This window comes from Burkholderia orbicola (assembly GCF_900100915.1).
GTDB lineage: Bacteria > Pseudomonadota > Gammaproteobacteria > Burkholderiales > Burkholderiaceae > Burkholderia > Burkholderia orbicola.
The window spans coordinates 289,943-309,024 of sequence record NZ_FNKW01000002.1 but is presented as its reverse complement, the minus strand read 5'-3'; the positions used below and the strand labels follow the sequence as shown (position 1 = coordinate 309,024).

23 protein-coding genes and 1 riboswitch are annotated in these 19,082 nt (G+C 66.4%); of the genes, 10 read left to right on the top strand and 13 right to left on the bottom strand.

The annotated features are described in order from the left end of the window. Positions 1-160 precede the first annotated feature (160 nt). The 8 genes from BLS50_RS18320 to BLS50_RS18285 all read left to right on the top strand — a co-directional run bounded on the left by BLS50_RS18320 (position 161) and on the right by BLS50_RS18285 (position 7,468). Positions 161-682, top strand: a complete 522-nt coding sequence (locus tag BLS50_RS18320; RefSeq protein ID WP_074803225.1) for a YbaK/prolyl-tRNA synthetase associated domain-containing protein — start codon at positions 161-163, stop codon at positions 680-682. Next, on the top strand, positions 679-1,317 hold the full coding sequence (locus BLS50_RS18315) for a helix-turn-helix transcriptional regulator (RefSeq protein WP_011547652.1): 639 nt from the start codon (positions 679-681) through the stop codon (positions 1,315-1,317). Before BLS50_RS18320 ends, BLS50_RS18315 begins: the two co-directional genes overlap by 4 nt. Positions 1,318-1,383: 66 nt before the next feature. After that, entirely contained in the window at positions 1,384-2,358 is a 975-nt protein-coding gene (locus BLS50_RS18310) for a threo-3-hydroxy-L-aspartate ammonia-lyase (RefSeq protein ID WP_074803222.1), read from the top strand. 114 nt (positions 2,359-2,472) lie between these two features. After that, positions 2,473-2,721 carry a hypothetical protein gene (locus BLS50_RS18305; protein ID WP_074803220.1) on the top strand — a complete coding sequence of 83 codons (249 nt, stop codon included), beginning with the start codon at positions 2,473-2,475 and terminating at the stop codon, positions 2,719-2,721. Between the two features lie 285 nt (positions 2,722-3,006). Further along, positions 3,007-3,199: riboswitch (cobalamin riboswitch) on the top strand. 216 nt (positions 3,200-3,415) lie between these two features. Next, on the top strand, positions 3,416-5,344 hold the full coding sequence (locus BLS50_RS18300; RefSeq protein ID WP_074803217.1) for a TonB-dependent receptor domain-containing protein: 1,929 nt from the start codon (positions 3,416-3,418) through the stop codon (positions 5,342-5,344). A 106-nt stretch (positions 5,345-5,450) separates the two neighbouring features. Continuing rightward, positions 5,451-6,023, top strand: coding sequence for a TetR/AcrR family transcriptional regulator (locus BLS50_RS18295; RefSeq protein WP_012339925.1), 573 nt, complete (start codon positions 5,451-5,453; stop codon positions 6,021-6,023). Between the two features lie 22 nt (positions 6,024-6,045). Then, positions 6,046-7,056, top strand: coding sequence for an alpha/beta hydrolase (locus BLS50_RS18290; RefSeq protein WP_074803214.1), 1,011 nt, complete (start codon positions 6,046-6,048; stop codon positions 7,054-7,056). A gap of 43 nt (positions 7,057-7,099) precedes the next feature. Continuing rightward, entirely contained in the window at positions 7,100-7,468 is a 369-nt protein-coding gene (locus tag BLS50_RS18285; RefSeq protein WP_412668068.1) for a DUF6331 family protein, read from the top strand. On the opposite strand, the gene BLS50_RS18280 is transcribed toward BLS50_RS18285, so the two are convergent. After that, positions 7,465-8,106, bottom strand: coding sequence for a LysE family translocator (locus tag BLS50_RS18280; protein ID WP_074803212.1), 642 nt, complete (start codon positions 8,104-8,106; stop codon positions 7,465-7,467). The two genes, BLS50_RS18285 and BLS50_RS18280, sit on opposite strands and share 4 nt — an antisense overlap. A 116-nt stretch (positions 8,107-8,222) precedes the next feature. On the opposite strand from BLS50_RS18280, the gene BLS50_RS18275 reads away from it, so the two are divergent. Next, positions 8,223-8,684 (top strand): Lrp/AsnC family transcriptional regulator, encoded by a 462-nt coding sequence (locus tag BLS50_RS18275; RefSeq protein WP_012339921.1) that lies wholly within the window; start codon positions 8,223-8,225, stop codon positions 8,682-8,684. Between the two features lie 113 nt (positions 8,685-8,797). Here BLS50_RS18275 and BLS50_RS18270 read toward each other — a convergent pair whose 3' ends face one another. The 12 genes from BLS50_RS18270 to BLS50_RS18205 form a co-directional block, all read right to left on the bottom strand. Next, complete coding sequence (locus tag BLS50_RS18270; protein ID WP_176934256.1) at positions 8,798-9,844, bottom strand: collagen-like triple helix repeat-containing protein; 1,047 nt, start codon at positions 9,842-9,844, stop codon at positions 8,798-8,800. A gap of 264 nt (positions 9,845-10,108) precedes the next feature. Continuing rightward, positions 10,109-10,456, bottom strand: coding sequence for a copper-binding protein (locus BLS50_RS18265; protein ID WP_074803209.1), 348 nt, complete (start codon positions 10,454-10,456; stop codon positions 10,109-10,111). Between the two features lie 53 nt (positions 10,457-10,509). Next, complete coding sequence (locus BLS50_RS18260) at positions 10,510-11,301, bottom strand: DUF2182 domain-containing protein (protein WP_074803206.1); 792 nt, start codon at positions 11,299-11,301, stop codon at positions 10,510-10,512. After that, a complete protein-coding gene (locus BLS50_RS18255) occupies positions 11,298-11,942 on the bottom strand; it encodes a DUF1326 domain-containing protein (RefSeq protein WP_074803203.1) in 645 nt (214 codons plus the stop codon). The genes BLS50_RS18260 and BLS50_RS18255 overlap by 4 nt, the downstream gene beginning before the upstream one ends. Positions 11,943-12,109: 167 nt before the next feature. Then, positions 12,110-12,409: a hypothetical protein gene (locus BLS50_RS18250; RefSeq protein WP_011547642.1), complete on the bottom strand. Its 300-nt coding sequence runs from the start codon at positions 12,407-12,409 to the stop codon at positions 12,110-12,112. Between the two features lie 211 nt (positions 12,410-12,620). Further along, positions 12,621-12,869: a hypothetical protein gene (locus BLS50_RS18245; RefSeq protein ID WP_006478971.1), complete on the bottom strand. Its 249-nt coding sequence runs from the start codon at positions 12,867-12,869 to the stop codon at positions 12,621-12,623. 441 nt (positions 12,870-13,310) lie between these two features. Continuing rightward, positions 13,311-13,559: a hypothetical protein gene (locus BLS50_RS18235; RefSeq protein ID WP_011547641.1), complete on the bottom strand. Its 249-nt coding sequence runs from the start codon at positions 13,557-13,559 to the stop codon at positions 13,311-13,313. Continuing rightward, a complete protein-coding gene (locus tag BLS50_RS18230; protein ID WP_074803201.1) occupies positions 13,556-14,803 on the bottom strand; it encodes an alkaline phosphatase family protein in 1,248 nt (415 codons plus the stop codon). Before BLS50_RS18230 ends, BLS50_RS18235 begins: the two co-directional genes overlap by 4 nt. A 569-nt stretch (positions 14,804-15,372) precedes the next feature. Further along, on the bottom strand, positions 15,373-15,636 hold the full coding sequence (gene infA, locus BLS50_RS18225; RefSeq protein ID WP_006483034.1) for a translation initiation factor IF-1: 264 nt from the start codon (positions 15,634-15,636) through the stop codon (positions 15,373-15,375). Positions 15,637-16,102: 466 nt separating this feature from the next. Continuing rightward, positions 16,103-16,306 carry a cold-shock protein gene (locus BLS50_RS18215; protein ID WP_006483056.1) on the bottom strand — a complete coding sequence of 68 codons (204 nt, stop codon included), beginning with the start codon at positions 16,304-16,306 and terminating at the stop codon, positions 16,103-16,105. A gap of 413 nt (positions 16,307-16,719) precedes the next feature. Further along, entirely contained in the window at positions 16,720-17,136 is a 417-nt protein-coding gene (locus BLS50_RS18210; protein WP_175833721.1) for a type II toxin-antitoxin system VapC family toxin, read from the bottom strand. Further along, the gene (locus BLS50_RS18205) at positions 17,123-17,359 is read right to left on the bottom strand and encodes a FitA-like ribbon-helix-helix domain-containing protein (protein WP_069618041.1); all 237 of its coding nucleotides are present in this window, start codon (positions 17,357-17,359) and stop codon (positions 17,123-17,125) included. Before BLS50_RS18205 ends, BLS50_RS18210 begins: the two co-directional genes overlap by 14 nt. Positions 17,360-17,848: 489 nt before the next feature. Here BLS50_RS18205 and BLS50_RS18200 point away from each other — a divergent pair, with 489 nt between their 5' ends. After that, positions 17,849-19,075, top strand: coding sequence for an acyltransferase family protein (locus BLS50_RS18200; protein ID WP_027807309.1), 1,227 nt, complete (start codon positions 17,849-17,851; stop codon positions 19,073-19,075). Positions 19,076-19,082: the final 7 nt, after the last annotated feature.

Below are 19,082 nucleotides of genomic sequence, written 5' to 3'. Positions count from 1 at the left end.
ATATGAAATGCCCTTTCGGCTGCTGAAGAATGGGCATGCGTCGACAAGGCCGGACGACGACGGCCACTCCCCTTTGTCATAGTTATGACAAAACGTCTATACTTGGACGATTCTTTGAGCCGCGTATATCGACGCATTGGCCTGCCTGCCCCGGAGCGACATGAACGACTCTTCCGTTTTCGACACGCTGTGCGAACTGCTGAATACATCCGGCGCGCGTTTCCGCGTGCTCGAGCATCCGGCGGAAGGAAAATCCGACGCGATCGCCGCGTTGCGCGGCACCCGCCCCGAACAGGGCGCGAAGGCGATGCTCTGCACGTTCAAGGATGGCGGCGACACCACCGCGCTCGCGGTGATTCCCGGCCACCTGAAGATCGACTTCCACAAGGTCGCCGATGCGGTGGGCCGGCGCAAGGCGACGCTCGCGTCCCCCGACGTCGCGGCCGCCGTCACGCGCTGCGTGATGGGCGCCGTGCCGCCGTTCGCATTCGATGCGAACGTGACGCTCGTGGTCGATCCCGCGCTGGTCGAGCGCAACGCCGAGATCGCATTCAACGCCGGCCGCCTCGACCGCTCGGTCGTGCTCGACGCGGCCGACTATGTCCGGATCGCGCGCCCGCTGCTGGTCGACATCACGCGGCCCGAGACGACCGACACACCCGCCCCCCAGGACCACGCATGAGCACGAACCGCAAACCGCTACCGTCGGAGCAGGCGTCGCTGATCGAACAGGTACAGCGCATCGCCGAAGGACTCGGCGAGATGTTCGCGCCGTTCACCGAGGTCGTCGTGCACGACCTGCGCACGCCGGAGCACGCGATCCTCGCGATCCACAACAACCTGTCCGGCCGCGCGGTCGGCGATCCCGCGACCGAACTCGGCCTCGCCCGCATCGCCGACGACGATTTCCCGCAGGTGCTCGCGAACTACCCGAACCGCTTCGCCGACGGCCGCACCGCGAAAAGCACGTCGATCGGCATCAAGGATTCGACCGGGCGCTACGTCGCCGCGCTGTGCCTGAATGCCGACGTCACGCTGTTCCGGGGCTTCCAGGGCATGCTGAACCAGTTCTGCCGCACGGACGGCGAGACCGTCGTCGAAACACTCGACCCGGCCGGCGCGGACGCGATCCGGCAGCGCATCGACGCATTCGCGACGCGTCTCGCGACGACGCCGCGCGAGCTGAAGACCGACCAGCGCCGCGAACTGATGCAGACGCTGAAGGCCGACGGCTTCCTCGAGGTGCGCCGCGCGATGGAGATCGTGTCGCAGCATCTCGGCGTGTCGCGCGCGACCGTCTACAACGACGCAAAGTGACGCCGCGCGTCCGGCGTTGCCGTTTTGAGTTTCCCGTTGACTGACCTTTCCGACTCTCGAGCGACCATGAATTCTCCGACTCTCCCTACGTACGACGACGTCGCCACCGCCGCGGCCCGCCTCGAAGGCCACGCGCACCGCACGCCGGTGATGACGTCGCGGACGATCGACGACGCGCTCGGCGCGCAGGTGTTCTTCAAGTGCGAGAACCTGCAGCGCATGGGCGCCTTCAAGTTCCGCGGCGCGTTCAACGCACTGTCGCGCTTCGACGCGGAACAGCGCCGCCACGGCGTCGTCGCGTTCTCGTCGGGCAACCATGCGCAGGCGGTCGCGCTGTCGGCGCGCATTCTCGGCATTCCCGCGACGATCGTGATGCCGCAGGACGCGCCGGCCGCGAAGATGGCCGCGACGCGCGGCTACGGCGGCAACGTCGTGACCTACGACCGCTATACCGAGGATCGCGAGCAGATCGGGCGCGAGCTCGCAGAGAAGCATGGGCTCACGCTGGTCCCGCCCTACGATCACCCTGACGTGATCGCCGGCCAGGGCACCGCGGCCAAGGAACTGTTCGACGAAGTCGGTCCGCTCGACGCGGTGTTCACGCCGCTCGGCGGTGGCGGGTTGCTGTCGGGCACCGCGCTCGCCACGCGCGCGCTGTCGCCGCACGCGAAGCTGTACGGCGTCGAGCCGGAAGCCGGCAACGACGCCCAGCAATCGTTCCGGTCCGGCACGATCGTGCATATCGACACACCGCGCACGATCGCCGACGGCGCGCAGACGCAGCACCTCGGCAACCTGACGTTCCCGATCCTGCGCCGCGACGTCGACGACATCCTGACCGCGACGGACGCAGAACTGGTCGACTGCATGCGTTTCTTCGCCACGCGGATGAAGATCGTCGTCGAGCCGACCGGCTGCCTGTCGTTCGCCGCCGTGCGGCGGATGAAGGATGCGCTGCAGGGCAAGCGCGTCGGCGTGGTGATCAGCGGCGGCAACGTCGATCTCGAGAACTTCTGCGCGCTGGTGTCGGCGCCCGCCTGACCGTCGCGGCGCGCATGAAGATCATCTCATGCGCGCCGCGCCCCTTCACGGCGCGTTAAGTTTCGCGCCCTAGACTGATTACGTCATCCTGAATTCAGTCGTGAAGGAGTCGCCATGAATACGCACGCGATCGTCGCCGCCGCCCTCGCGGCCGCTTCCCTGTCGGCGTTCGCTCAACCGGGCGTGACGTCATCCGGTTTTCCCGCCGCCGCGCCTCACCCCGCAGCCGGGCAAGCAGTGCACCGTTCGCCCGCCGCGTTGCCGCCCGCCGGCTTCGTGCTCGCGAAGATCGATCAGAACAATACGCCGCCCGATCGCGGTGGCGACCCGGCCGGCCGCGCGCATGGCGGCACGCATATGTAACGATACGCGCCGGCCATCGATATTCGGAACGACGGCCGCGACGGATCGCGGGCGGCGAGGATAGCGTCGGTGCGCCGCTGCAACGCAGCCGTCGACCGTCTCCGGTTGCGGAATCAGCCAGTCGCGCCCGGCGCGAAGTCACGCGCTCGCCCCCGCCGGTTTCATCAGACGTGAAACGCGGTACCGTCGGGAGAGCGCGAGCGAATCCGGCACTCCGCCGCCGGACAATGACGTTTTTTTGCATCCCCACCCGGCCGCACGATTGACGCGCCGGAGGGCGCGCCATTACCCTTGCGCGCTGATGGTTCCCAGGGATGGGATCAAAAGGGAACGCAGGCGAGGCAACGCCTCGAAGCTGCGGCTGCCCCCGCAACTGTGAGCGGCGAATCCGTGCCACCGCATGCCACTGGGAAACCGGGAAGGCCCGCACGGACGACGACCCGCGAGCCAGGAGACCTGCCATCGACCCGAGGTCCAGCAGCCGCACCGGGCGGGGTGTCCCGATGCGCCAGGCGCCGCCCCCGGCGGCGGCCCGTTGCATGGACGACCCGACCTCAGGATCCGTCAGATGTCCATCATTCCCGAATCCGCTTCCCGACCGGAAGCGTCGCACCGACACGCCGTCGGCATGCGTTCCTCGTCCGCCTTCGGCTCACGATCGCCGTACACGCCACACGCTTGGTCCCGCTGTCTCATGAATATTCGTCACCTGCTTGCCACGTCCGCCGCCACCGCGCTGCTTTCCCCGCTCGCTCATGCGGCCGGCGATACGGCGCAGGCGCAGCCCGCCGCGCCCGCGTCAGGCGCGGACCTGCCGACGATCAGCGTGACCGACACGCGGCACCTGCCCGAATCGTTCGACCGTCGCTATGCGTCGACGCAGGTGCTCACGCGCGAGGATCTCGACCGGCTGTCGCCCGCCGACCCGAGCATCACGCAGGCGCTCGCGACGCTACCGGGCGTGACCGTCGCGCAGAACGGCGGGCCCGGCTCATCCGCGTCGGTCAGCATCCGCGGGTCGTCGGCGAGCCAGGTCGCCGTGTTCATCGACGGCATCCGGATCGGCTCGCCGACCACCGGCATCGCGCCGTGGGCCGACCTGCCGACCGAAGCGTTCGAGCGCGTCGAAGTGATCTCCGGGCCGGCCGCCGCGTCGTTCGGCAACAACGCGATGGGGGGCGTCGTGCAGCTCTTCACGCGCCGCGCCGCCCACCAGCCGAACCAGACCACCGTGTCGTTCGGCGGCGGCTCGAACAAGACGTTCGACACGCAGTTCCGCACGTCGGGCACGGTGCCGTCGACGGGGCCGCTGGCCGCGCTCGGCGGGCTCACCTACTCGCTCGGGCTGCACGACTACAACACGGCCGGCATCGATGCGACGCGGCCGTTCTTCTACGGCCACGAAGACGGCCGCAATCCGTATCACGCGCAGGATCTCGACGCACGGCTCGGCTACGCGCGCGACAACTGGTCGATCTCGACGTTCGCGCTGTACCACCGCTCCGATCTGTCCTACGACAACAGCGGCTACGCGAATCGCGAGCTCGATCACCAGTTGACGACCGGCGTCGCGTTCCATCTCGACATCACGCCCGATACGCAGTTCGACCAGTCGTTCGGCTATGCGAACGACCGCCAGTTCATCTACGCGGCCAACCCGGCGCTCGCGACGGATCAGATCAATTCGCAGCGCATCAGCACGTCGACGTCGCTGACCCATCAGGAGCACGGGTTTCACCTGTTCGGCCTGCCGCTGTCGGGCGAATCGAAGCTCGCGTACGACTTCACGCGCGAGCAGGCGTTCCTGCCGGTCGACATTCCCGGCGGCGTGCCGACGCGCAACGATTCCGCGTTCTCGCTGCACCAGTCGGCGACGCTCGGCCGCGTGACGATGTTCGTCGCGGGCCGTCACGAGATCATCGCCGGGCAAGCGGTGAACACCGGCAACGCCGCGCTGTCGTGGGCGATCACGCCGGTCTACACGGCGCGCGTGTCGTACGGCAACGCGTTCCGCCTGCCGACCTTCAACGACCTGTACTACCCCGGCTACGGCAATCCGAACCTCAGCCCGGAACGCAGCACGTCGGTCGAGGCCGCAATCGACGCGAACACGGCGTACGGCACGTTCACCGCGGCGATCTACGACACGCGCGTCAGCAACCTGATCGCGTACAACCCGGCAACGTTCTCGCCGATGAACATCGGCCGTTCGCACATTCGCGGCATCGACCTGTCGTACAAGGGGACGATCGGCCGGTCGACGCCGGTGAGCGTCGCGGTCGGCGTCCTGAATCCGCAGGACGAAACCAACCAGACCTGGCTCAGCCGCCGGCCGCGCCAGACGGTCAGCCTGAACGTCGACCACACGTGGGACGAACTGAAGCTGCACGCGCTGAGCACGGGCGCGTCGCTGCTATACGGCGGCTCGACGTTCGACGATCCGGCCAACCGGCAGTACCTGGCGTCGTACCTGACGGTGAACCTGCGCGCGTCGTACCGGATCAATGCGCACCTGACCGTGTCGGCGTCGCTGTCGAACCTGTTCGACCGGCAGTACATGACCGCGTACGGCTACAACACGCTCGGGCGCACCGCGTTCGGCAAGGTCAGCTATACGTTCTGACGGCCACGCACATCGCGCAAGGAACCCCACCGGCACGCGCGAAAAATTGACATCGCGGCAAAAGCTAATAGAATTAGTTTTTTGACTAAACCGCATAGCATTCGTCATGGCGCGTGCCGGCATCACTCTGGACAAGCTGGTCGAAGCCGGCGCGCAGCTCGCCGATGAAACCGGCTTCGAGCAACTCACCGGCGCAGCGCTCGCGCGGCATTTCGACGTCAAGCTGGCGAGCCTGTATTCCCATATCCCGAGCTTCGACGATCTCAAGAGCCGCATCGCACTGTTCGCGCTGCAGGAGCTGGCCGATCGCGCCACCGATGCGCTGGCCGGCCGCACCGGCAAGGACGCGCTGGCCGCGCTCGCGAACGTCTATCGCGACTACGCGCGTGCGCATCCCGGCCGCTTTGCGGCCGCGCGCCATCCGGTAAGCCCCGAGCGCGCCGCCGCGAGCGCGGGCGGCCAGCTCGTCAGGATGACGGCGGCGGTGCTGCGCGGCTACGACCTGCCGGATACCGAGCACGCGCATGCAATTCGCCTGCTCGGCGGCTTCTTCATGGGCTACGTGACGCTCGAAAGCGCCGGCGGCTTCTCGCACAGCGCGCCGGATTCCGACGCGTCGTGGTCGCGCAGCCTCGATGCGCTCGACGTGATGCTGCGCCACTGGCCGTCGCCCGCATGACGCATCGAACGGAGTCCGAACGATGAAAGACAAACCCGACGGCGTCGTGCTGCCGAGCCGTGTCGTTCCCTTCCCGACCTCGATCAGCGACGAAGCGCGGGCCGCGCTGCAACGCCTGACCGGTGACGACGGCGTGCCGCTGAACGCGTTGCACGTGATGCCGGCGCCCGACGATATCGACGCGTGGATGCGCGTGAAGGCCAGCGCCGACGCGCATTACGCGGCCGCGGTCGAGCAGTTGGCCGGCCATTTGCGTTCGCGCGTCGAGACGATCCGTGTCGGCGCTGCGGACGTGCATGTCGCGACACCGGAGGCTGAGGCTTCCAGCGCCTATGCGACCATCGACCTGCACGGCGGCGCGCTGGTCGTCGGCGGCGCCGCCGCGTGCCGCGCCGGCGCGCAGATGCAGGCCGACCGGCTCGGCATCCGCTGCTACGGTGTCGACTACCGGATGCCGCCCGAGCATCCGTATCCGGCCGCGCTGGACGACTGCATCGCGACCTATGCCTACGTGCTCGAGCGTTACGCACCGGAAAACATCGTCATCGGCGGCCGTTCGGCCGGCGGCAATCTCGCGGCCGCGATGGTGCTGCGCGCCCGCGACGAGGGCCTGCCGCTGCCGGCCGCGCTCGTGCTGCTGTCGCCGGAAGCCGACCTGACCGAATCCGGCGACAGCTTCGAGACCAACCGGCTCGTCGATGTCGTGTTGCCGGCGCCGCTGATGGCGAACAATCTGCTCTACGCAAACGGCGCCGATCTCGCGCATCCGTACCTGTCGCCGCTGTTCGGCGATTTCACCGCCGGCTTCCCGCCGACCTTCATCCAGAGCGGCACGCGTGATTTGTTCCTGTCGAACGCCGTGCGCCTGCATCGCGCGTTGCGACGCGCGCAGGTGCCGACCGAGCTGCACGTGTTCGAGGGGATGCCGCATGGCGGCTTCATGGGCGCGCCGGAGGATCTCGAGCTGAGCCAGGAAATCGCGCGCTTCGTGCACGCGCACCTGCACGCATCGAATCGAGCCGGCGATGAATAGAAACGCACACAAGAACGACATCGGCATCGGTCAGGATCGCTAGATCGAATGCGGAGATCTGCCGGCCGATCTCCGCGATGCGATCGACGTCGACCCGCATCTGGCGGCCGTCATGCCGTTGGTCGACGCACTGGAGATCCACTGTGTCGCGGAATGCTGCGGCATCGACGCATTCGGCTTCTGGCCCGACGAAATCGCCGTTGCGCTCGACACGCAGGATTCCGACGCGCTGACACGGCTCATCGACGATCTGCTGTCGATTCGGCATGCGATCGAAGCGTTGCCGTCCGATATCGTCGTCAGCAAGCGAATCAACCAGTACTTTCGTAAAACGGCGATGCTCGAGCTGCTCGCCCATCTCCGGACGACGATCGACGCGATCCGGTCGGCCCGCGCCGCCCCGCGCGCCTAGATCAGCCCGCGCACGCCCGCCACCAGCTGGATCGCGCCGAATACCGCGACGACGGCCGCCGACCCGCGCGACAGCGCGTGCATGAACGCGAACGACAGCTTCGTGCGCAGCGCGGCGGTCGCGCTGCTCAGGCAGAGCCACCACGTGGCCGAACCGATGAACACGCCGGCCACCATCCACGCGACGGTCGCCCACATCGCGCCTTCCTGCGCCCCCGGCAACGGGCCGAGCGCCGCGAAGATCCCGACGAACGACACGATCGTCATCGGGTTCGACAGCGTGAGGCCGAACGTCGTCAGGAAATCGCGCAGGACGGTCGACCGCGGCAGGTCGCGTTGCCCCGCCGGCGCGGCCGGCGCGGCCGGCGCCTGGCGTGCGATGGTCCATGCGAGCCAGACGAGAAACGCGCCGCCGCCGATTTTCAGGCCGACGGTCAGCATCGGGAACGCGGTGAAGATGCCCGCGACGCCCAGCGCGCCGAGCAGGCCGTAAATCGCATCCGCGCACGCGGCGCCGATGCCCGTCGCGAAGCCCGCCTGGAAGCCGCGGCTCAGGCTGCGCTGAATGCACAGCATGCCGATCGGGCCGACCGGCACCGCGATCGACAGCCCCATCACGACGGATTTGATGAACAACATCGCCCGCTCCTTGCAACATCCAGTGGCTCGAACAGGCATCGTAGGGAAAGTCCGGCCCCCGCTGAATGCGGTTTTTAAGGAAAAATGGCGGCTCTCCCTTAAAAACTCCAACCGCAATGGACGATCTGGACTGGAAGGTGCTGGCGCTGTTGCAGGACAACGGGCGCATCAGCTATACGGAGCTCGCGCGCCAGGTTCACCTGTCGGTGCCGGCGGTGACGGAGCGCGTGAAGCGTCTTGAAGCGGCCGGTGTGATCGACGGCTACACCGCCCGGATCAATCCGTCCGCGGCCGGCTATCCGGTGAGCGCGCTGATCGGCATCACGGTGCCGCAACCGGCGAAAGCGAAGTTCCTCAAGCTGCTGGAGACGATTCCCGAAGTCGTCGAATGCCATCACGTGACGGGCGCGGATTCGTACGTGATGCGGTTCGTCGCCGTCAGCATGGCCCATCTCGAACAACTGATCGAACGGGTCAACCTTTACGGCGAGACGCGCACGTCGATCGTGATGTCGACGCCGTTGCCGGCGCGCGGGATGGCGCGGCCGCCGTCGAAGCCCGGCGACACGCGTCGGTAGCGGGCCGCGGTTTCGGGACCGTCCGACGCGACCGGCCGAACCGGCGACGACCGATGGTCGCCGGCCCCCGTCATGCATCGCGTTCCCCTCGCATGACGATCGGTACGGGCTGGCTATTTGCCGACCGCACCGCCGAGCAGGCCACCCACCAGCGACGTCACCGGCGCCAGCGGATTGGCGAGACCGCCCAGCGGCGAGCCGCCACCGCTCGTACCGGTCGCCGAGCCATCGTGCACGGTCGCCGGGATGCCGCCGACCACGCTCGTCACCAGACCGGCAACCGGCACCGCGCCGTTCGGGCCGCTCGGGTTCACGAGGCCGCCCGCATTGGTCACCGTGTTGCCGACTGCCCGAACGAGGCCGCCGACCGCGCCGACGATCGGCTGCGGCGACGTGGACGTCACCTTCCATCCGGCCGACGTGATCGCGCCGCCGACCTGCCCGAGCAGGCCCGCGACCGGCTGCCCGAGGCCGGTTGCGGTGCCGACCTGCTGCGTGAGCTGGCCCGCCGTCGTCACGAGCGGCGTGATCGCGGTGCTGATCGCCTGCGTCGCCTGCTGGACCGGGGCCGACGCGAGAGTCGCGCCGAGCATGGTGCCGCCCGACTTCAGGCCGCCGGCCACCGTGTCGAGCAGGCCACCGACGGGCGCCGTGATCGGCGCGAGCGGCGACAGCGGGCCAGAGCCGAGCGCCTTCACCGTTTCGCTAAGGCCGTTGACCGGGTTGCCGGCCGAGCCGACGAGGGTGCCAAGGCCTGTTACCGTCCTGCCGACCGGGTTCGGCGTAAAGCCGATCTGACCGATACCGTTGCTCACGGCGTTCGTCGTATCGCGGATGATCGTGCCGACGCCGGTGACCGTGTCGGCCGGCCCGGCCGTCACCGCCTTGCCGACGCCCGGCAGCGTCACGTCGCCGAGCGTCGCGCCCGCAGCCAGCACGACTGCGCCGACGGAACTGATGATGCCGTTGGTGCCGGGTGTGCCGCTGGTTCCGCTCGTGCCACTGGTCCCGCTCGTGCCGCTGGTCCCGCTCGTACTCGTCCCGATGTTGTTACCGGCTAGCGTCGGTGCCGTAATGTCGCTGCCGCCGCACGCTGCGAGCGCGCACGCCGCGGCAATGGCGGCGAACGCAACGTTCGCCTTGATGAAGTGATCTTGCATGGAAGCCCCCGTTCGCTATTCAGCGCGATCACCCCAACAAGCATCTACCGTGCCATTTCCATCGGCCTCCTTCACAATTTCACAATCACCCTGCGACAGCCGTCCGCGCCGCACTGCGCGGCATGGCGCATCACGTGCAGATCGTGCCTCGAGGCGCGGTCCACTCTGGCATTCCGATAACGCCGACGTAACACCGGCCCTGCGTTACGTAGCACGAACCAGGAAAAACCGACGTCGTCCATCCGTACACGGGCCACATAGTCGTCACGGTCGCTTCACCAGTTTCACGATCGTCAGTGTGCCGTTGACGTTTTCCACTCGAACCCGGACCCTGTCGCCCACATGCAGCGACGGGATCATCGCCGCGTCGCCGGCCTTGAACGCCATCGTCATCGGCGGCATTCCGATGTTGTCGAGGGCACCGTGCGTCAGTGTCACGAACTGGCGGCCGGCGTCGATTTCCTTGACTTCGGCATCGGTCAGCTTCGTATCCGGCACCGACATGGTCGTGTCGGCTGACTTCATGCCGGACATGTCGCCACTCGCGAGCGCCGACGTCGCAACGATCGCCATCGCGCACGACACGACGACGGCGCGAAAACAGGTTTTCATCGAGCGTCTCCCGTCGGGCCCGGCGCGTTTCCCCCGCCAGTCGGCGCTACGCATCACACGATCAACGTCACACCGGCCCATGCGATCAGCACGGCCCCCAGCACACGGCCGATACGATCGCCGCCGGGCAGCACCTTTTCCACGAACACGAACAGCGACAACGCGACGATCCATACGACGTTCATCACGCCGCCGACGAACAGCAGCGCCATCAGCAACCAGCAGCAGCCCACGCAAACCATGCCGTGCCGCGCACCCAGCAGGAAACTGCCGACAACGCCCGGACGCCAGTGCGCGACCAGGAATGCCGCCGGCGCACGGCATTGCCGCAGGCACGCACGTTTCAGCGGCGAGAATTGGTAGAGTCCGGCCAGCGCCAGCACGATCGCGGAAAGCAGCGCACTTTTCGACCACAGCATCATCGCGGAAATCAGCCCGGCCGGCTGCAGCAGCGCCTGAAGCAACGCCGCGCCGATCGAGAACGCCAGCCATGTCGTCAGATAGCCGGCCAGCAGCGCGACCGACGTGAACGCCGATCCCGCCGCCCCGTCGCCGTGCTGCCGCAGCACGCGCCGGTACAGCATCACGAGCGGCGCCGCGCCGGGCGTCATCATCGCGATCATCATCACCCACCACATCGCGATCACGGTCGGCAGAGACGGGTCCATGCTGCCCATGCCGTCCGCCAGCCGATGCGGAAACAGCGCGACGGTCGTCATCTCCCGCGCCGACATGCCGGTTCCCGCGCCGGTCCACAGATAGAACCAGCACAGCCCCACGAGCGCGGCCATGCCGAGCAGCGTGACGGCCCGCTCGCGCGCGAACCAGGTGTCGAACGGCGTCATGCCGCGGCGCGATGCCGGATCAGCCCGTGATTGTTCAGATGCAGCCGCGCGAACTGCGCATAGGTTCCGTCGAGATTCAGCGCGATGTTGCCCTGCGAGCGCCCCGTGCCCGAACCGATCTCGGCCAGCTCGTATTCGAAACCGTGCGGCAGGTCGATGCGCACGCGATGCTCGGCCCCCGTCACCGGATTGCGGATGGGTTCGCCGGCCGCATCGAACACACCATCCACGTGAATCCGGCCGCGCCGCGCATCGACATCGACGTCGAAATCGATCTTCGTGAAGATCGGATCGAACGCGTGCTCGAGCGTCGACGCATACACCGAGAACATCGTCGCGAATGGATCGGTGTCCTGACCGGTCATGATCTTCAGCACGGCATCGCGCTGCGCCGGACTGGCACGCTCGTCGACGATCGGCTGGCACTGGCCCTTGCCTTCGTGCACGGCGCCCGGCCACTGGAACACCACCGCGATCCTGACGCCGTCGAGCACCACGTCGCCGTAGTGGCCGCTGTCGATCGAAATCGCCCCCATCGCTTCGCAGTTGCCGTTGGTCGGCAGCGCATTGAACTGACAAGGGCAACCGTATGAGCAATTGCAACTGATCATTTCGGTTCCCTGAATTTCCCACGGCGTCATGGCTCCACCTCGCGCGCTGAAACGGACGAACGCTTCGAATCTAGTGCACGGGATGAGGGAAAGCAAAGCGGGAATGGCGGCGCGAAAACCGCGCGTTGCGGCCTCACGTAAGACGTTTCGGGATGCGTTCGCGGGGCTGTTCCTGAAACCGTCCCGCCAGCCTGTTCTCATACGATCAGCGATGCGACGATCGCACACCACACCGCGCCTGCGCCGCACAGAAACACGCGCCGCGCGACGAACATTCGCGACTCGTCGTCGGGTGTTTTCATCGGCGACGTCGCGAGAAACGGCACGCTGGCCAGGCACGCGAACCCCGCCAGCGCAGGCACGATCACGACGTAGTCGCCGAATCGCCAAGGCAGCGCCTCGTGCAACCCCCAGTAGCCGAGAAACAGCATGCCCATCGAGAACATCGTCGCCGCAGCCGAACTGAGCGCGACCACCGATCCTGTCGGAAATTGCACGGGAACCTCCCTTCGCGCGGCGCGCGATGCAACGCCTCTCGCCGGAGATCAACATCATCTCGTCCGCCGGCAACGAAGTCGGGCATTCGGGCGCGAATGCATCGAGCGCATCGTCTCCGCTCCTCAGCGAATGCGCGTTGTCACGGATTGACAGAGTCAGCCTGATCGAGCGGTCATGTCGTACTCGTCCAAGAGGACGCGCGTGACGCCGTCAACCCGGCTTTTTCGTGCCCTGCGCAACGGAAATCCACCCGACCACCGCCGCGGCGACCCAGCAACAGGTGATCATCAGGTCCAGATCCATCAGTCCCTGGAAATTCGTACTGTTTTCGAAACTGCAGCGCTGATGGCCCCTGACCCACATGCAGCCGCTGATCAGCTGCTGGATATGCATGTAGACGCTGTACACGGCAACGGCCGAAGCGATGACGGCGACCCGCAGGCTTATGCTCTTTTTCATTGACGCTGAAGGCGTGGGATGATCTCCCGGCGATCTTAAGCCAATGGCGATGCGTGACGCAATCGATCCGGTATGGACCCGATCGACCGGCACGCGTAAAAGGACATCGATCTCGCAGCGGCAACGCGGACCACCATGACGAAACAAGACACGATCGCACTGATCGTCGATCCCGACAGCGGCGAGCGGATTCGCGACATCGCCGCGCACGCACGGCATACTTCGCGTCGCTCGGTTGCCTCACGACACGTGCCGGCATGCCCGCGCAAGCAGCACGCCGCGCGGTACGTCGGTGTCGGTGCTGATCGCCGCACGCGCCGCCGGCCTGCGCGTTCGCCGGCGCGGCTGTTCAATTGACGGGCGCGGCGGTATCGGCAGTCAGCGTGCAATGGGCGGCATGACGCGTCCCATGCGTGCCCGGCATGCACGGCGCCCCTTCATTCAGCGATGCTTCCCGCCATGCTTGCGCGCCCGATGCTCGGCGCGCTTGTGCAACAGCACCGGCATCAGTTCCTCGATGTACTGCCGCGCCTGCCCGCGTGTGACGATCTCGCTGAAGCGCTGATGCGCCCTGTCCTGGCCGACGAGCGCCGCATGCGCTTTCCTCAGGATGTGCAGATAAGCGATCAGGCTCGTGCCGTCGCGTACGGGCAGCGCATCTCGCGGGTCCGGAGTCGGGGCGGTACTCATGTTCCAATCCTTTGCGGACAATCCGTCCGGCACGTCGCCGTGACGAGCCGGAGCAGGTCGTTGGCGAGACGATCGCGGTCAGTCAGCGGTGCGAGGCCGAACAGCCGCTCGAGCGTCGCGGCCACCGACGCGTGGTCATACGGCGTGTGATCGACCTGCCCGCCCGCGACCCACGGCGAAATCACGATCGCCGGCACGCGCACGCCGTACACGTCGAAGCCGAAGCCGCTCGCGTTCAGCGTCGCGGGTGCGCCATCGTTGGGCGGCGGCGCGATGCCCGGCCCGACCGAATCGTAGAAGCCGCCGTGCTCGTCGTAGAGGATCACGAACAGGCTGCTGTTCCATACCGGCGAGTTGCGGATCGCGTTGTACACGCGCGCGGCGAGCTGGTCGCCGCCGGCCAGCCCGTCCATCGGGTGCTGCGAGCTGCCGTTCCGGTAAGTGCCATGCACGATGTCGCCATAACCAGGCTCGATGAACGTGTAGCGCGCGGTGTAGCCGGCCGCGAGATCGGCTTCGAAATGCGCGAGATCATCGACGTCGAAGAAACTGATGCCCTTCAGCGATGCGACCTGCGGCACGTGGCCGAGCGGGTCGCCGGACTGGTCCTGGTAGATGCGCCAGTTGTCGTCGCCGAGCGAATCGAAGATCGAAGCCTTCGGATAGTGGAAGCCGTCGAGCGTATCCCATCCGGCCATTTCCTCCTTGGTCGGCGAATGGTCGAGCCCGGCCGACGACGCGCCATGCAGGAAGAAACGGTTCGGCCAGGTCGGCCCCGGCATCGACGCATGCCACGCGTCGCACAGCGCGAACGCATTCGCGAGCGCGTACAACGACGGGACTTGCGCCGCGGCATCAACGCCCTGCATGATCTTGGCCGCGTCGGCCGGCTGCGGCGGTGCGCCCTCGGAATGCGACGTCGCGTAGTTCGACACGAACCCCGAGTTGTCGATGTTCGGATAAGGCTGCCCTTTCACGAACGGCCTGCCCGGGCCGCAGAGCTGTTCGAGCACGTCGGCGAATTCGTGACACGGATCGGTCGGCATCCGGTCAGGCGCGCCGCCGCCGAACGGATAGGCCGTGCCGCCGTACGCGTTGCTGTTGCCGGGCGACGCGGCGACGATGTCGGCGATGCCCGACAGGGCGAACAGGTGATCGAACGAACGGTTCTCGAGCATCAGCACGAACACGTGCTGGATGCGATCCTGAACCGGCGAGGATGCGGGGGCTGCGTCTGCACTCATGGCGCCTCCTGGCGTCGCGCGACGAACGTCGGGCTGGCACGACCGTTGGCCCGCTGAAAGCACTGAATGGATTGAAAACCACGCACGGGCCGCGAATTGCCGACGAGTGTACGGCCGCGCCAGCTCGTGCGTAAAGCCGCAGGTGGACAGCGTCGTAGCGCATGCGCTCAGTCGCTGGCCGGTGCGGACGACGATGCGCTTCGCCGCGTGTGCGGCTCGTGACGGGGCCTGTCGGCGCGCTGGGCCAATGCCAAGTTGCGGCAAAACCGCGAGCGCACGACATCCGAACGCGCGGCTCGTGACGATACCGAATTGCGGGCATTACCCGACGCAGGAATATCCGCCGTATTTCGCGATGGTGATCGAGGATTTTCTGCAGGACGCGGCCGCCTGAGCGTGGTACACGCGCGGCGCCGGTAAAGGCGGGAGAAGCAGAAGAAGCCGCCGCGACGCAATGGCGCCGCCGGCGACCGACGAACGGCACACCGTGCGCCGCTCATCCGGTTCGTCCGGCCATGGGCCGGACAGGTGTCGATCGGTACGCGTCGAGGCGCCCCGGTCGTGGCCGCTTAGCGGCGCGGCTGCCCGCTTCGCGGCGGACGCGGGGAATTCGCGTCCTTGTGCCGGAAGTTGATGCGGCCCTTGGTGAGGTCGTACACCGACAGTTCCAGCGTCACGCGATCGCCCGCGAGAATGCGGATGTGGTTCTTGCGCATGCGGCCCGACGCGTACGCGCCAACCACAACGCCGTTTTCCAGCGTGACACGATATTTGCTGTCCGGCAGCACTTCGTCGACGATTCCGTCCAGTTCCAGCAGTTCTTCTTTTGCCAAACCAATTCCTCCAGACAAGGTGATTGACCGCGGCCGCGGCGACTGCCCGGCGCCGGCTCCCGCAAACGGGACGGCGGCCGGCAGGCAGCCGGGATCGGTTCGTTCAGACGGGCCTCGGGCCTGTCTTGCGATCGGAGCCCGGCGCGTTGCGGCGTTCGGGCGGTCAGTGGCTGCGACGCCAGCAGCGCCGCGCAAGTCGGGACCGCGCCAGCTGAGGCATGGCGGCGGTCTGCTCGGGTTGATGCGTTGAAGCGGTGATGCGCTCGCGACACGGCGTGCGTGTCACGAGGGCGTTGCGTCGCATGCTGTTCAGGCATGCGATGAGGGAGGCGTCACGACCGATGCATCGTGAATGTCGCGATGCATCGGTCGTGCGCATCGGAACGCGCCGGCCGCCGTCAAGCGGCGCCCCGCGCGATACTCCATCCGGCAGCGGCCGCCGCTTGGCGACCGATGCCGATGCGGCTTACTGCGGCGTGATGTTCGACGCTTGCAGACCCTTCGGGCCACGCTTCACTTCGAAGCTGACCTTCTGGCCTTCGGCCAGGGTCTTGAAGCCCGTGCCGCGAATTTCCGAGAAATGGGCGAACAGATCGTCGCCGCCGTTGTCCGGGGAAATGAAACCAAAGCCCTTGGTTTCGTTGAACCACTTGACGGTACCGGTATCCACAAATACTTCCTTAATACAAATAATTGAACATGCGCCCGCGACGGGCACAGAAAGAATCAAAGAGGGAGAGACCAACGACTGCCGCACGGTGTGCGGCCAATGATGAGCAATCGAACTTCTTGACGACTTCGGTCTCGGACACTACGCGGTAGCGGCCGTTTCGTCAAGTTATTTTGATGCGGCGCACAAGCGCAAATGCTCCTGCGCCTTCTGCGGCAAGTGTTGCCGGCCAATGGAGCCCGTCTCGATATGTCCCTGATTTTCCGCCGGCTTGCGCGTTTTTACTGCGGCTCTGATGCATTCGGTACCGAGCATGAATGGTGGCGGTCGCGCCGAACTACCTACGGGAGCCATACGTCGCTCGCCAGCCTGCCTCCCCTGACCTCGCGCGATGGCCAGCCGCTGCCGCGCCGCTAGTCGAACGGATTCAGCAACCGGACGCCCGTGCGAGCGAAATCGTCGACGTTGCGCGTGACGACCGTCAGATCGTTGATCAGCGCGGTGGCCGCGATCAGCTTGTCGAGTTCGTGCGTCGGATCGGGCACCCGCAAATGCCCCCACATCTGGCTGGTCTCGATATCGACCGGCAGGATATTCGGCGCATAGCCGGACAGGATCATCGCGATCCAGGCCTCGAGCGCCGACGCCTGGCTATGATCGCCGCGATGACGGATCAGGTCGACGCCGCGCCGCAACTCGGCCACCGTCACGACGGACAGGTAAAGCGGGCTCGCGTCGGCTTCGGCCTGCCTGAAGAACGCCCGCACGCCGCGATTGGTTCGCTTGCCCTTCCTGATTTCGCTGATGACGTTCGTATCAATCAAAAACACGCCTGACCTCGCCTGAATCCTGAACACGTTGGAAATCCGCGTCCTCGCCCACCTCCGGCATGCTCATCAGCACTTGAGCAAATGTCCGCCGCTTCGGCCGGCCGAGCGCTTCGGCCAGAATGGCTCGATGTTCGGCCTCGGCGCTCCTGCCATTGGCCGCCGCCTGCTCGCGCAGGCTTTGAACGATAGTGTCATCCACGTTACGCACCAGAAGATTTGCCATGAGTACCTCCATCCAGATTTGCTATCAATGATAGCGCCACGAAGGTAAATTGCAAGCATTGCTATCACCTTCGTGACCGGACGGACCCTGGAGTCGGCGTAAGCCAGCCGCCGCGGACGGCATGAAGCCATCCACGTTCCGCCACTGGCCCGACGCATCGAACTGCTGTCGCTCAAGGTAAGCCGGAGCGGGACGATGGGGAAGCCGGCCGAATGGCCATCAAGCGCATCGCTCACGACGCATGTTCGGCCGGCAAGGAACAGGATTTGCGGCCCGAGCGCCGTTGACGACATGACCAGCGAGCACGGACATCGCACCGATTCACGCTGAAACATCGTGTTGCACACCGGGCCGCGGCGGTCGCGATCGTTTGATACCATCGGATCACAAGACCGGCGATCGAACGCCGTGCGAAGCGCGCAGAAGACCTTGCATCGACGCGGACCATCCGTGCCTGAAATCCCGATCCAAGACACGAGACGCTCTTCAGTGGACTTTGTTACGCCAGCCCTGCAAACCCTGTTCTCCCCGACACCCGACAAACTCTACTTCCCGGCATGCCTTGCGGCCGTGGCGATCATCGCGTGGCTCGTCGCCCGACACGTGCCGTTCTATCGGTCGGCCGTCGACAAGTCGCTGTCGATGCGCTATCGCAATCTCGACGGTTTCCGCGGCATCCTGGCCACCTCCGTGGTCTTCCATCACTTCGCGTGCAACCAGGCGTTGCTGTCGACCGGCGTCTGGGGGGCCGGCACCGATTTCCTGCGCAATCTCGGGACGATTCCGGTCGCGATGTTCTTCATGGTCACCGGCTTGCTGTTCTGGGAACGCGCATGCAGAGGCACGCTCGACGTGCGGACCTTTTTCGTCGGGCGCGTGCGACGCCTCGCGCCGCTCTATCTGTTCTACGCGGCCGTCATCGTCGCCTGCACGCTTTACTGGTTTCCCGGCAACGCCGTCGGCGCACCGACGCGGTTGCTGGCAGACCTGCTCAAGGCCGTTTCGCTCGGCTGGTTCGGCGCGTTCCCGATCAACGGAGCGGAGCGAACACCCTATCTGAGCGGCGTCTGGTGGACCCTCGCGTACGAATGGCGGTTCTACGTCGCCGTTCCGTTTCTCGCGTGGTTCGTCGCCACACGTGCGTGGCGCAAACTGCTCGCGCTCGCGATCGTCTCGGCCTGTGCGGCGCTGTTCGGACCGCCCGGCGGCATGGCGCTGCTGTTCGCGTTCGGCGCCGTGGCCTACGAGGTGTCGCGGCACCCCGCGATCTGCGCGCGGCTCGCCACGAAACCGGCGGCGACCGTCGCGCTGCTGATTCTCGCGCTGTCTCCGTCCCCGACCGAACGCTATTCGATCGAAGGCGCGCTGCCGCTGCTTCCGGTGTTTCTCTGCATTGCATGCGGGAATACGTTCTACGGTGTACTGAGGACCCGGCCGCTCGCGTTGCTCGGCACCGCCAGCTTCAGCATCTACATGATCCACATGGTGATCGTGTACATGATCGTCCACGCAGTCGACAAGTTCGTTTTCCCGATCAATTCCGCCGGCGATTCAGGCATCTGGGCGCTCGCGCTGGCATGCGCGCTGGTTGCCGTCTTGTGCGCGCTGCTGACTTACCGCTACGTCGAGCATCCGTTCATCGCAAGACGCAACGACGCACGCCCGGCACGCCGAGCGGCCGAGCCCGTTCGCGAGCGCCAAACCGTCACGCTGTGACCCACCT

Excerpts from the sequence above, each read along its gene's own strand:
- BLS50_RS18305 (WP_074803220.1), top strand. The coding sequence starts at position 2,473 with ATGAATACGCACGCGATCGTCGCCGCCGCCCTCGCGGCCGCTTCCCTG.
- BLS50_RS18300 (WP_074803217.1), top strand. The coding sequence starts at position 3,416 with ATGAATATTCGTCACCTGCTTGCCACGTCCGCCGCCACCGCGCTGCTT.
- BLS50_RS18230 (WP_074803201.1), bottom strand. The coding sequence starts at position 14,803 with ATGAGTGCAGACGCAGCCCCCGCATCCTCGCCGGTTCAGGATCGCATC.
- BLS50_RS18270 (WP_176934256.1), bottom strand. The coding sequence starts at position 9,844 with ATGCAAGATCACTTCATCAAGGCGAACGTTGCGTTCGCCGCCATTGCC.
- BLS50_RS18315 (WP_011547652.1), top strand. The coding sequence starts at position 679 with ATGAGCACGAACCGCAAACCGCTACCGTCGGAGCAGGCGTCGCTGATC.
- BLS50_RS18260 (WP_074803206.1), bottom strand. The coding sequence starts at position 11,301 with ATGACGCCGTTCGACACCTGGTTCGCGCGCGAGCGGGCCGTCACGCTG.
- BLS50_RS18235 (WP_011547641.1), bottom strand. The coding sequence starts at position 13,559 with ATGAGTACCGCCCCGACTCCGGACCCGCGAGATGCGCTGCCCGTACGC.
- BLS50_RS18275 (WP_012339921.1), top strand. The coding sequence starts at position 8,223 with ATGGACGATCTGGACTGGAAGGTGCTGGCGCTGTTGCAGGACAACGGG.
- BLS50_RS18295 (WP_012339925.1), top strand. The coding sequence starts at position 5,451 with ATGGCGCGTGCCGGCATCACTCTGGACAAGCTGGTCGAAGCCGGCGCG.
- BLS50_RS18280 (WP_074803212.1), bottom strand. The coding sequence starts at position 8,106 with ATGTTGTTCATCAAATCCGTCGTGATGGGGCTGTCGATCGCGGTGCCG.
- BLS50_RS18255 (WP_074803203.1), bottom strand. The coding sequence starts at position 11,942 with ATGACGCCGTGGGAAATTCAGGGAACCGAAATGATCAGTTGCAATTGC.
- BLS50_RS18290 (WP_074803214.1), top strand. The coding sequence starts at position 6,046 with ATGAAAGACAAACCCGACGGCGTCGTGCTGCCGAGCCGTGTCGTTCCC.
- BLS50_RS18310 (WP_074803222.1), top strand. The coding sequence starts at position 1,384 with ATGAATTCTCCGACTCTCCCTACGTACGACGACGTCGCCACCGCCGCG.
- BLS50_RS18265 (WP_074803209.1), bottom strand. The coding sequence starts at position 10,456 with ATGAAAACCTGTTTTCGCGCCGTCGTCGTGTCGTGCGCGATGGCGATC.
- BLS50_RS18320 (WP_074803225.1), top strand. The coding sequence starts at position 161 with ATGAACGACTCTTCCGTTTTCGACACGCTGTGCGAACTGCTGAATACA.
- BLS50_RS18205 (WP_069618041.1), bottom strand. The coding sequence starts at position 17,359 with ATGGCAAATCTTCTGGTGCGTAACGTGGATGACACTATCGTTCAAAGC.
- BLS50_RS18245 (WP_006478971.1), bottom strand. The coding sequence starts at position 12,869 with ATGAAAAAGAGCATAAGCCTGCGGGTCGCCGTCATCGCTTCGGCCGTT.